Raw genomic sequence first — 14503 nt, forward strand, 5'->3', positions numbered from 1 at the left:
TGTTCGAACAGAAGTTGCGAGACGCGCGAGGAATTTTCGGTCGGAGACACCGGTAGCGATTCTCGTGAAAATCATTGCTCCGCAACTAGCTCGATTCAAGACCTTGAAAAGATATCCGGAAACATCGAACCGCGGCAATCAGCCACAACGTTCGCTCTTCTCGGTCGAGCGATTGTTTGAGACTCTAACGCACCATCGTTCCGAGCGACCGATGGCGACGCTTATGCCGGACTGCGAACCAACCGATCAACAAGAAGCACGCTGCTATCGAAGAAGGTTCTGGTACTGCCGACAGAGTAATCGTGTCTCCACTGCCATTGACGGTCCAAACATACGGAGCCGAAACGTTGTCCACGCCGAGACTGTTAAAAGTCTGTCCTTGAAATGTCAGCGAGCCCGAAATTTGCGAATTGTTGACGTAGTTTCGCGGCATCGTAATCGCAGAGCTAGAGACACTTAATGGATCACCTAGAAACTGGCTTCCCGGCGCTCTCCCCCCGCTGCCGAATATCTGAGATGTCGCAATTGCGGCACTATAGATCTCCGTTGCCGTGCCACCTGGTGACGCCAAACTAATGTCGCCACCAGACGGAGTGATGCCGCCAAAGCTGAACGAAAGGCCAGGTGAGCCAACTCCGCTGACGTCCAGGCTCCCACTATAGGCGAACACGACATTTCCCGCCGTTTCCTGCATCTGAATCAGAATCGCAGCTTGCGTCGATGCCGTATCGAGGCAGATCAAAAACACAAAAGCAGCTAAGAACATTCGCATATTGATTCCCCGACGATAAACATTGACCAGCGGTGGGATCATAGTTGCAGCAATGTCCCGTTTCCACCAATTTCTGGGTGCAGAAAGGTCGATTCCTTGGGAAAAACGACTGCGGAGTATTGAGAATCGAATTCGCAGACATTGCAAGCGAGTCGCTTGCGTTTGAAGAAACGCAGCTACAGATGCACGCAGTTGGACACCGAGGGCAAAACGTAGATGGTGCTCGAATGAGTCTAGACCGAGATGTCGCCGCGTCGAATCTTGTTTGCGCGATCACGAATTTCGTCCATCTCGGACGGTGACTTTCGCTCCAGGTTTTTGATCTGCATCACCATGCGATGGTTCTTGGTGAATCGCTCTCGGTTTCGATCCAGAAAGTCCCAGTACAGCGTCGTGACGGGACATGCGTCGTCGCCGATGGCTTCGTTGTACTTGTATCGGCACGTTTTGCAGTGATTGCTCATTTTGTTGATGTAATTGCCGCTCGCACAATACGGCTTCGTCGCCATCACACCACCATCACCGTGCTGGCTCATTCCCAATGCGTTGGGCAAACTGACCCAATCGACTGCGTCGGCGTACATCGCCATATGCCATTCATTGAATTTGGCGGGATGGACGCCCATCAACTGGGCGAATAAGCCCAGCACCATCAACCGCTGGATGTGGTGGGCGTACGCAGTATCGATCAGCAACCGCATTGCATCAGCGACGCATGCCATGTTGGTTCGCCCATCCCAATAGGAGCTCGGCACGTCTTGATCGAGATCACAATCGAGCGAATTGAGCGTCGCGTATTCGGGCATACGCGTCCAGTAAACGCCGCGAACATATTCACGCCATCCCAAAATTTGTCGAACGAATCCTTCCGTTGCAGCCAGCGGCGCGGTTCCATTTCGGTAGGCCGCGACGGCGGCGTCGACAACTTCGCGGGGGCTGAGCAAGTGCAAGTTGATCGCATTGGACAATCGCGAATGGTACAGGAACGTTTCGCCCGTCCACATCGCGTCTTGGTACTTTCCGAAATTCGCCAGCCGGTGTTCGATGAAGTCGGCGAGGTATCGGAGTGCCTGTTTGCGATTGACGGGTAAGTCGAACTGGTCGCACTTGCCAGGGTGATCGTTGAACCGGGCTTCGACCATCGTGATGACGTCGCGCGTGATCGCATCGGGTCGGAATGTCGGCGGAGAGGGGACGTCACCGGGGCCACCTTTGCCGAACTTGCCGCGGTTGTCTTTGTCGAAATTCCATTGGCCGCCTTCGGGGGCGCCATCGCTGTCCAGCAGCACTCGATGCTCTTCTCGCATCACGCGGTAAAAATTTTCCAGGACCATCGACTTGCGACCGTCCGACCACTGGGCAAACCGATCGATCGAGCAATAGAAGTGTCGATCCTCGCGTACTTCCATCGCGACGTCGGCTTCGCGTGTGGTCGTTTCCAACGCCGCCAGAACGCGATGGTCACCCGGTTGGACGAGGATGATTTTTTCGAAGGCCTGTTCGGCGAGCGTTTCGGCAAGCAAGCTCGCAAAACTGGTGGATCGAGCTTTCCGGCCATCGATGGGCAACTCGTGGTACAGCACCGTCTTTCCCGAACCACGAAGCTCATCGCGAAAATGCCTCATGGGCGAAAAGAAGGCGACCAATCGGGTTTTGTGGCACCAAACGTGGGTCGATTCGTCCTGGTTTTCAGCCATCCAAACTCGATCGCGTTGCTCGTCGAAATCCTCCAGCGCGGCCGAATCGTGATTGAGTTGGTCGCCCAAAACCAGGACGAGGTTGCGGAGTGTGTTCACGTGCATTCAGATAGCGAAGAGTTGGCCGTGGCATCGTTGCGACGCGCGGCGTTATCGGATGTGTGACTTTAGGAGTATGCCAAGGTGCGTCTATTATTGTTGCTGGCTTGCCTGGTTGCTTCGCCCTGGGCGGTGGCCGAAGTGTACAAGTCGCTGCCGCCGACCGGCATTGAAATCGATGCAGCCGTTGCCCAGAAACTGAAGACGCGAGTCGCGGACTTGGATCTTGAAATCGCTTCGCAAAAAAGCGATGCGACGGATGCCAGCGATTGGACGCCCGACGTTGAAGTGCTGGTGCGGGCGGTGCGATTGGCGCTGCAGCAAAACTTGTTCTTCAAAGAATCAGAGGTCAAGGATGCGTCGCGTTTGTTGGACGAAGCCGAGCGGCGACTGAAGGCAGCGAAGTCGGGCGACCGCGGTTTGAAGTTGCTGGGTTGGAACGGAAAGGCATCGAAAGAACCGACGTTGTTGGTCGGTGGTTTTACGTCCGACATCGATGATTCGGTCCAGCCTTACGGATTGGTTGTTCCAGCAACGTTTTCGGAAAATTTTTCAGGCGGTCGAGGTCCGCATCGGTTGGACGTTTGGCTTCACGGCCGCGGTGACACGAAGACGGAGATTCCGTTTTTGAAAGAACGCATGACGAAGGTGGGCGAGTACGCGCCCGCTGGGACGTTTGTTTTGCATCCGTTCGGTCGACACTGTGTGGCGTTCAAGTTCGCGGGTGAAACGGATGTTTACGAAGCGATCGACCATGTCGCCGAATTGGTATCCGTCGATCGTGACCGCGTGGCGATGCGAGGATTTTCGATGGGCGGCGCCGGCGTGTGGCACATGGCCGTTCACGATCCGACACGGTGGTTCGCGGCCAACCCGGGTGCCGGATTCGTCGACACGATCGTCTATCAAGGTTGGACCGAAAAATCGCCGGTCGAGTGGACACCGACGCGAACGAAGCTGTTGAATTGGTACGACGTACTGCCTTGGGTCACGAATCTTCGCAATACATCACTGGTCGCGTACAGCGGCGAAGTCGACAAGCAGCGTGAAGCTGCCGAGCGGGTTACTGCCGCGGCCAAGGCGGCAGGCATCGAATACGAACACATCATTGGCAAAGATATGGGCCACAAAATTGATCCACCGTCGGCCAAGAAAATTGATGGATTGCTGCAGCGGTTGGCGAAATCCGATCCGCCGTCCCCGCGAAGAAAAATCGATTTTGTGACCTACCACTTACGCTATCACCAGGCCGATTGGTTGTCGGTCGAGGGGTTGGCCGAACAGTTCTCGCCGGGACGCGTCGGTGCGGAATTGGTCGACGATCACTCCGTCAAGATCACCACCGACGGCGTCACTCGTTTGCGATTGAACTTTGCCAAATCGGGTTGGCCGGGTGATGCGGTTCCGGTTCGCGTTGACATTGATGGTCAGTCGGTGGAGGCCGTCGATGGCGGAAAAGCGAAGGGGTTACAGTGCGAACTCTATCGCGATGGCGATTGGAAATTGGAACGCGATTTCGCGAAGACGCTTCGCAAACGACCGGGCGTGCAAGGACCGATCGACGACGCGTTTTGCGGTCGGTTCGTGTTCGTGTCGCCCAGTCGTCCGGCCGTGCACGGAAATGTCCAACGATGGATTGATCGCGAGATGGCCTACGCATCGCAGCGATGGCAAACGTTGATGCGTGGCGAAGCGAGGTTTGTGAAAGACACCGACGTGACCGAAGAAATGATCGCCAGCTGTCACTTGGTTTGCTTTGGCGACTTCACCAGCAACCGATACTTGGCCGGGATCGCTGGTGGTTTGCCAATCCAGTGGAATAAGGAAACGATCGCCGTCGGCGGCAAGAGTTTTGATCCGGTGAATCATGCGGTGGCGATGTGCTTTCCGAATCCGAAAAATCCCCATCGTTACGTGGTCGTCAACAGCGGCATGACGTTCCGTGAGTTTTCGAACACCAGCAACTCACGCCAAATTGCGATGTTGCCGGACTGGGCTGTCATCGACGTCACTGCCGAAGACGACACGATTTTTGCCGGTCACATTGCGGCCGACGGATTCTTCGATGAACAATGGAAGCTCAAAGAATGAAAGACCGTACTCAGATGACTCGCTTGCCAACGGTCGACGACTGCGAAGGATGCGGCGTGTGCTGCATGCACATGGGATACCCGCCCTACCTGCGAGGCGAAGATGGTGGCCGCGTCGAAGTCTATTGGACTCGCATGCCACCCGAACTGAAACGCGAGTGGTTGGAGTACGTCGAGAACTACCAGGTTGCCGAGGGCGAATTGGATGGTCCGTGCGTTTGGTTCGACTTAGAAAGCCGACGCTGCAAGCACCACGACGCGCGGCCGAGCGTGTGCCGCGATTTTGAAGTCGGCAGCAAGGGCTGCCGTGATTGGCGCAAGGCCTACGAAATTTCGTAGCCGAGGTTATCGCCGGGCGATACGCTTAGCGATCGCTTCACGCGACAGCGGCATGATCGTGGCTGCACCACCGGAGTTGAAGAGCAAGTCTTCGCGAGTCGGCTTGGCGTCGGTGTTGTCGTACTGGACCAAGTACGCACCGATCTGCAAACCGGCTTCTTCGTAAACCGGTGGCCAGAATTCTTCGCCGCGAATCGCAAGCGTCTTGGCCAACAATCGTGTTGCTCGTCCCGAGAATCCGCTAAGCACCATGTCCAAGCGACCGAGGGCTTCGCGGAACAGATAGAAAACCAACGCAGTGTCTTTGTTCTTGCCGCCGACGTAGGCCCATGTGCCGTCGTCTTTTTCGTAATAGAAACCGGGCTCGGGCGCGTCTTCGTTCTTGCTGAGTCGGAGCCCTGCCGAGGCGCCACCCGGTTGCGGGTCGGTGTCACGGTAACGCAAAAAGAACGGACATGACCGGGCCGAAACGTCGTCGACGTCGTCTTCGGTGACGAACGGTGTGCATCCGAACGCGTCGGCGAACAACAGTTCGACGACGGGATTACTTTTCACACTGCCGATACAGACCATGCCGCGGTCGCCTTGGGCTTCGACAAAGCCTTCGAAGACTTCGGTGGCTCGGTTGCGAGCATCTTCGAGCGAGACTTGGCCGGGGCTCCACACCAATGTTTGTTGCAATCGGTCGGGCATGGGAACTGCTTGGGCAGTGCTCTCTTCACCATCGGCCGACCCGTGGTGCTTGGCAGCACCACCAAGCGTCGAGACGCCGTTGAGCAGTTCGCCGAACAGCACGGCGTCGCTGGCCACGACCGTCGCATTGTCGGGCGACGCGGTGTCCGAGTTCTCGCGAACACCCAGGACGATTTCGATCTCCCCACGGCGAGCCAGCAATTCCCAAAAGTTTTCTGCATTGACGGCGAACAAGGCACCGGGCAATTGGTCGGCCGGGGCGTATCCGTGGTCGATCAAGTAGTCGCAAATGCGGGACAATGCATCCAGCGGAATGTACTTGGCTTCGTTTTTCAAAAGTGACGCGACTTGGTGTCGGTCCAGCCCCGTATGTTCGACGATCGACTTGATCGTGCCAGGTCGTTTGCGTCGATCGGGTGTGTGCCCGAGAAGTTCCGCCAAACGGAATGCGTATCTCATGGAAGGCCGCTAAATGGGTGGGGGAAAAGGGCTAAGGGTAACGAGATGCCTGTAGTGTAGCAGGCTGTCATGTTGGGATTCGGGTTCCCGTTGCCGTTTTTGACCGCAACCCGCCTGGGTAAACCGTTTGCTATCCACGACTTTCGATGTTAGCAGTGTATTTCTTTAGGTCCAGGTTTTTGAACCCAATTCCAAATAAAGTGAAATAATACGCCTTTGTTGCCGGTGCAATCGCCGTTTCCGCACTGAAAGCGATCGAATTGCGGGCTGGCCTTGGCGGCGAATCGAACCCGCTGATCTATACTTGGGTGCTTGGCCCGTCCTTATTCGCTTGGAAGCACAATGTCGACCGCTTCGCCCCCGTCGCCTCCCAACCCCACGTCGGTAGCGACGTCGAAACGTAAAACGACAGCGGGCGCCTCGGCCCCCTCGGCCGATTCTCTGATTCGAACCCGAATCGCGGAGGCGGCTGCGTCCTTGTGGTGGGCCGAGCTGACACGGCGATCGTTGGTGGCTGTGATCACCGGTTTGGGGTTGGCTTTGTGTTGGGCGGTGGCGGACCAGTGGTTGTTCACGTTGGGGACGACTGCCCGAATGGTTGTCGGCGCGGCTTTCATGATCGCCGCAGTCGCATATGTGTACTACCGAATCTATCCGCTGATCGGATGCGAAATTTCGCCTCAGTACGCCGCGCGATCGTTGGAACACGATCTGCCGGATCTGCGTCAATCGTTGACCAGTTACGTGATGCTGAGCCCCAAACCAGGCGACTCGAAATCGGCGTCGCCACCTGCGCTTTCCGACCGCGTCGTTCGCTCGATCGGTGTCGCTACGGCAAGTCGATTGAAAAAGCACGACGCGTTGCCGATCGAGGCGACGGGGACGCTGCGTTGGTGGGTCGCAACAGCGATCATGTCGCTTGTGATCGTGGTGTATGCCGTCGTGTCACCGAAGAACACGTTGCAGTCCGCGGCCCGATTGGTGATGCCGTTGGCGTCGATTGATCCGCCACGGCGAGTATCCATCACCGACGTGGTGCCCGGCGACGCGGAAGCGATCGCCGGACGTTCGACGGACGTTGCCGCGAATATCCGCGGGATGCGATCCGACGAAACGGCAACGATTCAGTGGGACGTGAACGGCGTCAGTAACGGTGTCGATTTACAACCCGATACCGAAGGCGGTTTCCTACGTCACGTCGGATCGATCCCGCTTCCCCATTCCGCGTCGGGAGTTGTCGAGTACCGCGTCGTCGCGGGTGATGCGACGGTGGGCCCCTTTCGTTTGAAGGTTCGCGATATTCCGGTCGTCGCACTCCAATCGGTCGCCTACTCGCCGCCGAAGTACACCGGCCAGTCTGACTACACTCGCAGCGCCGGCGCGATCACCGCTATCGATGGAACCCGCATCACCATTCGCGCCGGCGTCAATCGACCGGTCGCTCGTGCGACGATCCAATTCAATCCCCGCCCGCTCGGCGAAGTCGTTCGTGCGACCGCCGGGGTTGCCGAAATGCAGATCGGCGAAGACGGTTCGATGTTGACGTCGTCGTTTCAAATCAAGGGCGCTCGAGGTCGATCGTCGGCGGTCGAACTGGATAGCTATCGCATCGAAGTCTGGGATGAATCGGGGCAATCCAATCCTGATCCGATCATCTATCCCATTCGGGTGATCGCCGATTTGCCACCGGAAGTCGCCATCGTGATGCCGGTGAGTACGCCGAAGAACGTTCCCATCAATGCGCAGCAGATCATCGAAGTTCACGCTGCGGATCCAGATTTCGCCTTGCAAGACATTCGTTTGGAAGTCCGCAGCGGTATCGACATGATCGACCAGCCTGTGTTGTGGCGGATCTCTGTCGACGAAACGGGTGGCTCGGGCAATAAAATCGCCGAGTACCGTTTTCGACCGGGGCACAAAGCCATCGATGGATTGGGGCTCAGTGTTGGTGACACCGTGGAAGTGGTAGCGATCGCAACAGACAGTCGAGTGATTGAAGGCGACGCGACCGTCGAACCGAATGTGACTCGAACCGATCCGATCACGCTGAAGATTGTCGCCTCCGACGCGTTGCCGCCTGCTGGTGACCCACAGAACGAAGGCATGTCGGCGCCCGACGATAAACCGACGACGGATGCGAACGACAAAGACGGTTCATTCGGCGACAGCGATCCGCAATCTGGCGGTGGCGGAAGTGGTGGCGAAGGCGCATCGAAGCAACAGCCCGGCGAAGGCCAATCCGGTGGCGAATCGTCCGGCGACAGCGGCGGCAACGAAGGCGAGTCTTCGGGCGAGGGCGGTTCCGGCAGCGGCGAATCCGAATCGGGTGAGAACGCGGGTGAGAACCCCAATCCCAATGGCGGTTCGTCGGGCGATCAAGGCGGCGAGAGCGGCAACGATGGTGGCGACGATCCGGGCTCAGGTGCAATGGGTGGTGACGCAAGTGACGAAGCGGGCGGCAAGCCCGGACAGTCCGATCCAGGGCAAGAAGGCGGCGGTCAACCGCAGGATGGCGGATCGCCCGAAGGTGGTCAGCAAGACGCGGGTGATCGTCCCGAATCGACGTCAAAACCCCAAGACTCGAACTCGGAAGGAGACGCATCGTCGACGGATGGTTCGACTGATCAAGGAGAATCCGTCGGTGACGACTCCACCGGTGGTAAGTCAGGCGAAGAAGCTGGTGAAGGTTCGCCCGATGGTTCGTCGCCCGAACACGATGGCGAAGCGTTCGAACGAATCAAAGAGTATCTGGACCAAAAACAAAACCAAGGGCAATCGTCGGCTGGCCAAAATGATGCTTCGTCACAGCAGGGCGACCAGGGCGACGAAAACGGATCAGACGAGAAGGGCGCTGGCGAAAAGGGGCAAGGCGAATCTGGTTCAGGTGAAAAAGGTTCCGAAGAACGGCGGGCCGGTGAACAGGGCGACGGCGAACAGGGTGCTGGCGGAAGCGACGCGGATCCATCATCCGGTCAAGACGGTTCAAACAAGGGAAATCCGGAAGCGGGTCAGCAAGGGAGTGGCGAAAGTGGAAAACAAGGCGATGCACCGGAACAGGACGGTTCTGCGGAAGGCGACGCTGGCGAAGGGATGAGCGATTCGTCCAATGATAAATCCGGTGATGGATCAAGCGGAGAAGCCGGTGGCGATCAAGCTGGTGATTCAAATCCTGAGTCCGGCGAACCCGGCAGGGAAGCGGGTGAGGAGGCCAACGACGGAAAATCGGGTGGCGGCGAACCCAAGCCTTCGTCGGCCGGCGGCGCGGCACAACCTCAAGGCGACGCCGCTGTGGATAGCGGTAAACCGGGCAGTGAGGCGATGCCGGGCACGGGGTCCGGCGGTGATGGAAAAGGGGAGGATGGCGATGCGACTCTACCGCCCGATCCGATCAACACCGACTATGCCAAAAAGGCGACAGACTTGGTGCTGGACTACTTGGAACAGACCCGAGATCGGCCAGACGCCGACCTGCTGAAGCGTTTGAATTGGACCGAAGCCGACTTGCAACATTTCCGCGATCGATGGAAAGACGTTCGCGACATGGATCCCGCAGGCCAACGCGATGGGGCGACCGGTCGAGAGCTGGAAGAGTCTCTGCGAAGCCTGGGGCTACGGCAACCGTCGACCGATCGTGGGGCCACAACCAAGGACCAAGCCGACACGATGCGAGGCATTCGCGACTCGGGAAATCGTAAGCCGCCACCGGCTGCGTACCGCGACGCTTTTGACGCATTCCGTCGGTCGATGGGATCGCAAAAGTAGGTTAGGTTAAACGGAATAGCGACCCTTCCTTTGCCCACCGGAATCCATCGATGACCCGTACCGTGTTTCGAAACGCCGAAGTCGTTTTTCCTGATGCCGTCCGAACTGCAACCATCGTGGTCGAAGATGGACGCATCGTCGACGTCGCCGGCACACCCAACATCCAAGCTGATGAAGTGATCGATTGTTCGGGGTTGCATTTGATGCCCGGCGTGATCGATGACCAAGTTCACTTCCGCGAGCCCGGTCTGACTCACAAAGAAGACCTCGAAACCGCTTCGCGAGCCTGCGCGGCCGGCGGCGTGACTTCGTTCTTGGAAATGCCCAACACCAAACCGCCTGCGGTGACCGTCGAGGGCGTGCGAGCCAAGGATGCGATCGCCGCCACCAAATCGCGTGTCAACTATGGCTTCTATATCGGTGCAACGCCGGACAATGTGGAACAGTTGAAAGCGGCAACGGAAGTTCCCGGCATCAAGATCTTCATCGGCAGCAGCACAGGCAATCTGTTGGTCGATGATCAAGCGGCGCTCGAACGTATCTTCGGCGAAACGACGTTGCCGATTTGCGCGCACTGTGAAGACGAAACCACGGTGCAAGCGAACGCGGCCCGGTTGGCGGGTACTCACAATATCGCGGACCATTCGCGAATTCGTGATGAAGCGGCCGCCATGATCGCAACTCGACGGGCGACGGATTTGGCGCGACGGCACAAGCACCGCTTTCACGTGTTGCACGTTTCGACCGCGGCCGAGTTGTCGATCTTGGCCGACCCATCGCCCAATTTGACGGCCGAAATTTGTTTGCACCACATCTTCTTCAACGTCGACGACTATCCGCGTTTGGGCAGCCGGATCCAAATGAATCCGTCGATCAAGACCAAGGCCGACAACGACGGGCTTTGGCAAGCGCTGCTGGACGGAACGATTCAGGTCATCGCGACCGATCACGCGCCCCACACGTTGGAAGAAAAGGCACAGCCTTACCCCGACAGCCCCTCGGGGTTGCCCGCCGTGGAAAACTCGTTGGCGCTGATGTTGAACCGAGTGGCGTCCGGCGCTTGCACCATCAACCAAGTGGCATCATGGATGTGTGACGCGCCGGCCCGTGTCTGGGGCATCGTCGGCAAAGGCCGCATCGAAACCGGTTATGACGCTGACTTGGTTCTGGTCGATTTGAAAAAACAGCGAACGATTCGCGATGAAGAACAACACACCAAAACAAAATGGAGTCCCTGGCATGGCGAAACGTTGACCGGGTGGCCGGTGGCAACGTACGTCGGCGGAGTCGTCGCGTGGAGTGATCAAGCCGGCTTCGACGAAACGTTCCGCGGCGCCAAACTTAAGTTCGACCATTCCCGTGGCGGTTTTTGGAACACGATGAACGGGATCGGTCCGGCTGAATAAGTGTTGACGTTACCAACGCACCGATTGACTACACTATTTGCTTCCCCACAAATCTCCCTCTCGAGTTTCCCTGCCATGAAGATTCTGTTGACGCTATCGCTATTGAACTGTTTGATCTTCGGTGCCACGGCGTGTGCTCAGGAGACCGCAACGGCCCAATCCGCCGACACCGTCGTGCTGTATGCCGGTGGAGATCTTGCTGGTTGGGTCGGTCGCGATGACCTGTGGTCGGCCGAGGATGGGCAAATCGTCGGCCGTACCACCGACGAGAAACCGATCGATGGAAACACGTTCCTGATTTACGAAAAGGAAGAGTTCGGCAACTTCGAACTGACCGCCGAGTTCAAAATCGAAGGCGGCAACTCGGGCATCCAGTACCGCAGTCGCGTCATCGACGAGGACAAGTTTGTCGTGTCGGGATACCAAGCCGACATTGACGACGCGAATAAGTTCGCGGGCATTCTGTATGAAGAAAAGGCGCGAGGGATTTTGGCGCTGCGTGGCGAAACGGTGACGATCGGCGCCGACGGCGAAAAGACGAAGGTTCGTTTCGGCGATGCCGAAAAACTTGGCAACGGAATCCACCCCGGCAAGTGGAACGACTTCCGCGTCGTTGCCGCTGGAAACCATCTTCAACACTTCATCAACGGTGCCATGACCAGCGAAGTGATCGACGAGCAATCCGATAAAGCGGCCAAGTCGGGCATCATCGCGTTGCAGTTGCATAAAGGCCCGGCGATGACGGTTCGTTTCAAAAACATCAAGATTCGCAAGCTCTAACCCGCTGGTGGAACGGCCCGCCATCGCATCTTCCTTTACTGGCATCTAACATGATGTCAGGAGAACAACGTGGCAAAATCGATTTGGCCTAGCGACGACCGTACTGAAACCCTGCTGGAATCCGCACGCCAGGGTGACGTCAACGCCGTCAATACACTACTTGAGCGACATCGGGCACCGATTCGTCGGTTGGTCGAAATGCGCCTGGACCGCAAGGTCCAACGCCGTGTCGACGTGAGCGACGTGGTCCAAGACGTGATGATCGAGGCCAACAATCGTTTGGAAAAGTATCTCGACGACCCCGTCATGGCTTTTCACTTGTGGCTGCGGCAAATCGCGTGGGATCGAATCATCGACACGTACCGTCGACACCGGGTCAGCGCCAAACGGAACATGGATCGCGAACAACCGATGTCGGTTCCGGCCGGTGCAGATCATTCGACGATGGAGCTTGCGATCCAACTTTGCGACCCCGCGCTGACGCCCGCGGCGGCGGCGACCCAGCGAGAGATTACCGGCCAGGTCGAAGCCGTGATCGAGCAGTTGCCCGATCAAGATCGCGAGATCATTTTGATGCGGCACTACGAACATTTAACGAATTTGGAAATCGCCCAGGTCTTGAACCTGAATCCGCCCGCGGCCAGCATGCGATATCTGCGTGCCGTTCGGCGACTTCGCGAATTGTTGGAAGAACAGCAGATCAATCCTGCGGATGACGAGAGTGACGCGTGAGTGATGATCGCGATCAGCGGCTAGCCGATATCTTGTCGGAAGTCACCGATGCGATCTGTCGCGGCGAGATCATCGATATCCAGAAAGTCTACGTCGAACACCCGGATCTATCGGGCGAACTGAAGCGTTTGCTCGGCGCTGTGTTGGTGACCGACACGGCCGGCTCGGCTCGCGACGAGGGCATCGTCGACGACTCGGCGGCATCACAGCGGTGGCGAAGTTTGCAATTGCCAACCACGGTCGGCGACTATGAACTGATCGAAGAACTCGGACGGGGTGGCATGGGTGTCGTCTTTCGCGCGCGACAAATCAGCCTCAATCGCGAAGTCGCGGTGAAGATGATCCTGCGCGGGCGGTTGGCCAGCGAATCCGACTTGAATCGTTTCATGGCGGAAGCGTCGGCCACGGCAAAGTTAGAACACAGCGGGATCGTGCCGGTCTATGAAGTCGGCGACGTCGATGGTCGACCGTTCTTCAGCATGCAGTTGGTCGACGGCGCCACGTTGGCCGAGCTGGTCGCCGACGGACCGTTGCCCCAACGGCGAGCCGCTCAGATTGTCGCCGAGATCGCCCGGGCGATCGGATTCGCACATCGCCACGGCGTGTTGCATCGCGACTTAAAGCCCAGCAATATTTTGATCACGGGCGACGGCACGGCGATGGTGACGGACTTCGGTTTGGCCAAGCAGATCACCGATAGCGACGAACTGACTCGCAGCGGAATGTTGTTGGGTACGCCTGCCTATATGTCACCCGAGCAAGCGAGCGGACGCCGCGGGTTGATGGGGCCGGCCAGCGACGTGTACAGCCTCGGTTGCGTGCTGTATTTCGCGCTGACCGGACGTCCGCCGTTCGTTGCCGAGTCGCCAATGGAGTTGGTGATGTTGGTGATCGAGCAAGAACCGGCGCCGCCGCGAGCGATTCGGCCCAATTTGGATCGCGACTTGGAAATGATCGCGATTCGGTGTCTGCAAAAACCGATTGACCTGCGATACGAGTCGGCCGATGCGCTGGCAAATGACCTGGACGCCTACCTTGCCGACGAAAAAGTGGCCGCCCGCAGCGGTCGGTTCGGCCAGGTCGTCGCACGTCTGTTTCGCGAAACCCATCATGCAGCCGTCTTAGAAAACTGGGGCATCTTGTGGATTTGGCATTCGATCGTGTTGTTGGTCGCGTGCATGTTGACATGGCAATTGGACTACAACGGCATCGAACAACGTTGGATCTATGCGGCAGTTTGGACCGTCGGTTTGGGTGCCTGGGCGACCGTGTTTTGGTCGATGCGACAACGGATGGGGCCGGTCACGTTCATCGAACGCCAAGTCGCGCACGTGTGGGGTGCCAGCATGATCGCGATCGGTTTGCTGTTCCCGCTGGAATGGTGGCTGAAGATGCCCGTGCTCAGTTTATCGCCGATGCTTGGTATCGTCAGCGCGATGGTCTTCATCGTGAAGGCGGGGATGTTCAACGGCACCTTTTACTTGCAGGCAGCGGCGCTGTTGGCAGTATCGGCCTTGATGGCGCTGCAGCCCGGGTTTGCGCACTTTTGGTTCGGATTGGTCGCCTGGGCATGCTTCTTTGTTCCGGGTTACAAGTACGCACGTCGTCGACGTTCGTATCGGGAACGATGATGCGTTTGTTCGCAACGGGTCGGCCGATTTTGCGAGCCGCCGG

10 protein-coding genes are annotated in these 14503 nt (G+C 57.8%); 7 read left to right on the forward strand and 3 right to left on the reverse strand.

What is annotated here, in order from left to right; all coding sequences use genetic code 11:
* Window positions 1-184: 184 nt before the first annotated feature.
* Both Poly51_RS14360 and Poly51_RS14365 read right to left on the reverse strand, forming a co-directional pair.
* A complete protein-coding gene (locus Poly51_RS14360; RefSeq protein ID WP_146458440.1) occupies window positions 185-814 on the reverse strand; it encodes a PEP-CTERM sorting domain-containing protein in 630 nt (209 codons plus the stop codon).
* 191 nt (window positions 815-1005) lie between these two features.
* On the reverse strand, window positions 1006-2574 hold the full coding sequence (locus Poly51_RS14365; RefSeq protein WP_246114496.1) for a cryptochrome/photolyase family protein: 1569 nt from the start codon (window positions 2572-2574) through the stop codon (window positions 1006-1008).
* Window positions 2575-2652: 78 nt separating this feature from the next.
* Between Poly51_RS14365 and Poly51_RS14370 the strand changes: the two genes are divergently transcribed.
* Window positions 2653-4659: a prolyl oligopeptidase family serine peptidase gene (locus Poly51_RS14370; protein WP_146458442.1), complete on the forward strand. Its 2007-nt coding sequence runs from the start codon at window positions 2653-2655 to the stop codon at window positions 4657-4659.
* Window positions 4656-4997, forward strand: a complete 342-nt coding sequence (locus tag Poly51_RS14375) for a YkgJ family cysteine cluster protein (RefSeq protein WP_186775552.1) — start codon at window positions 4656-4658, stop codon at window positions 4995-4997. The genes Poly51_RS14370 and Poly51_RS14375 overlap by 4 nt, the downstream gene beginning before the upstream one ends.
* 6 nt (window positions 4998-5003) lie before the next feature.
* Here the strand turns inward: Poly51_RS14375 and Poly51_RS14380 are convergent, their stop codons facing one another.
* Complete coding sequence (locus Poly51_RS14380) at window positions 5004-6149, reverse strand: helix-turn-helix domain-containing protein (RefSeq protein ID WP_146458444.1); 1146 nt, start codon at window positions 6147-6149, stop codon at window positions 5004-5006.
* Between the two features lie 342 nt (window positions 6150-6491).
* On the opposite strand from Poly51_RS14380, the gene Poly51_RS14385 reads away from it, so the two are divergent.
* The 5 genes from Poly51_RS14385 (at window position 6492) to Poly51_RS14405 (ending at window position 14460) form a co-directional block, all read left to right on the forward strand.
* Window positions 6492-9911, forward strand: a complete 3420-nt coding sequence (locus Poly51_RS14385) for a hypothetical protein (RefSeq protein ID WP_146458445.1) — start codon at window positions 6492-6494, stop codon at window positions 9909-9911.
* A gap of 50 nt (window positions 9912-9961) precedes the next feature.
* Window positions 9962-11317, forward strand: a complete 1356-nt coding sequence (locus Poly51_RS14390; protein WP_146458446.1) for a dihydroorotase — start codon at window positions 9962-9964, stop codon at window positions 11315-11317.
* Between the two features lie 75 nt (window positions 11318-11392).
* Complete coding sequence (locus tag Poly51_RS14395; RefSeq protein ID WP_146458447.1) at window positions 11393-12097, forward strand: 3-keto-disaccharide hydrolase; 705 nt, start codon at window positions 11393-11395, stop codon at window positions 12095-12097.
* Between the two features lie 69 nt (window positions 12098-12166).
* Window positions 12167-12829 (forward strand): sigma-70 family RNA polymerase sigma factor, encoded by a 663-nt coding sequence (locus Poly51_RS14400; RefSeq protein ID WP_146458448.1) that lies wholly within the window; start codon window positions 12167-12169, stop codon window positions 12827-12829.
* A complete protein-coding gene (locus Poly51_RS14405; RefSeq protein WP_146458449.1) occupies window positions 12826-14460 on the forward strand; it encodes a serine/threonine-protein kinase in 1635 nt (544 codons plus the stop codon). The genes Poly51_RS14400 and Poly51_RS14405 overlap by 4 nt, the downstream gene beginning before the upstream one ends.
* Window positions 14461-14503: the final 43 nt, after the last annotated feature.

It is taken from the genome of Rubripirellula tenax (genome assembly GCF_007860125.1).
In the GTDB taxonomy this organism is placed as follows: domain Bacteria; phylum Planctomycetota; class Planctomycetia; order Pirellulales; family Pirellulaceae; genus Rubripirellula; species Rubripirellula tenax.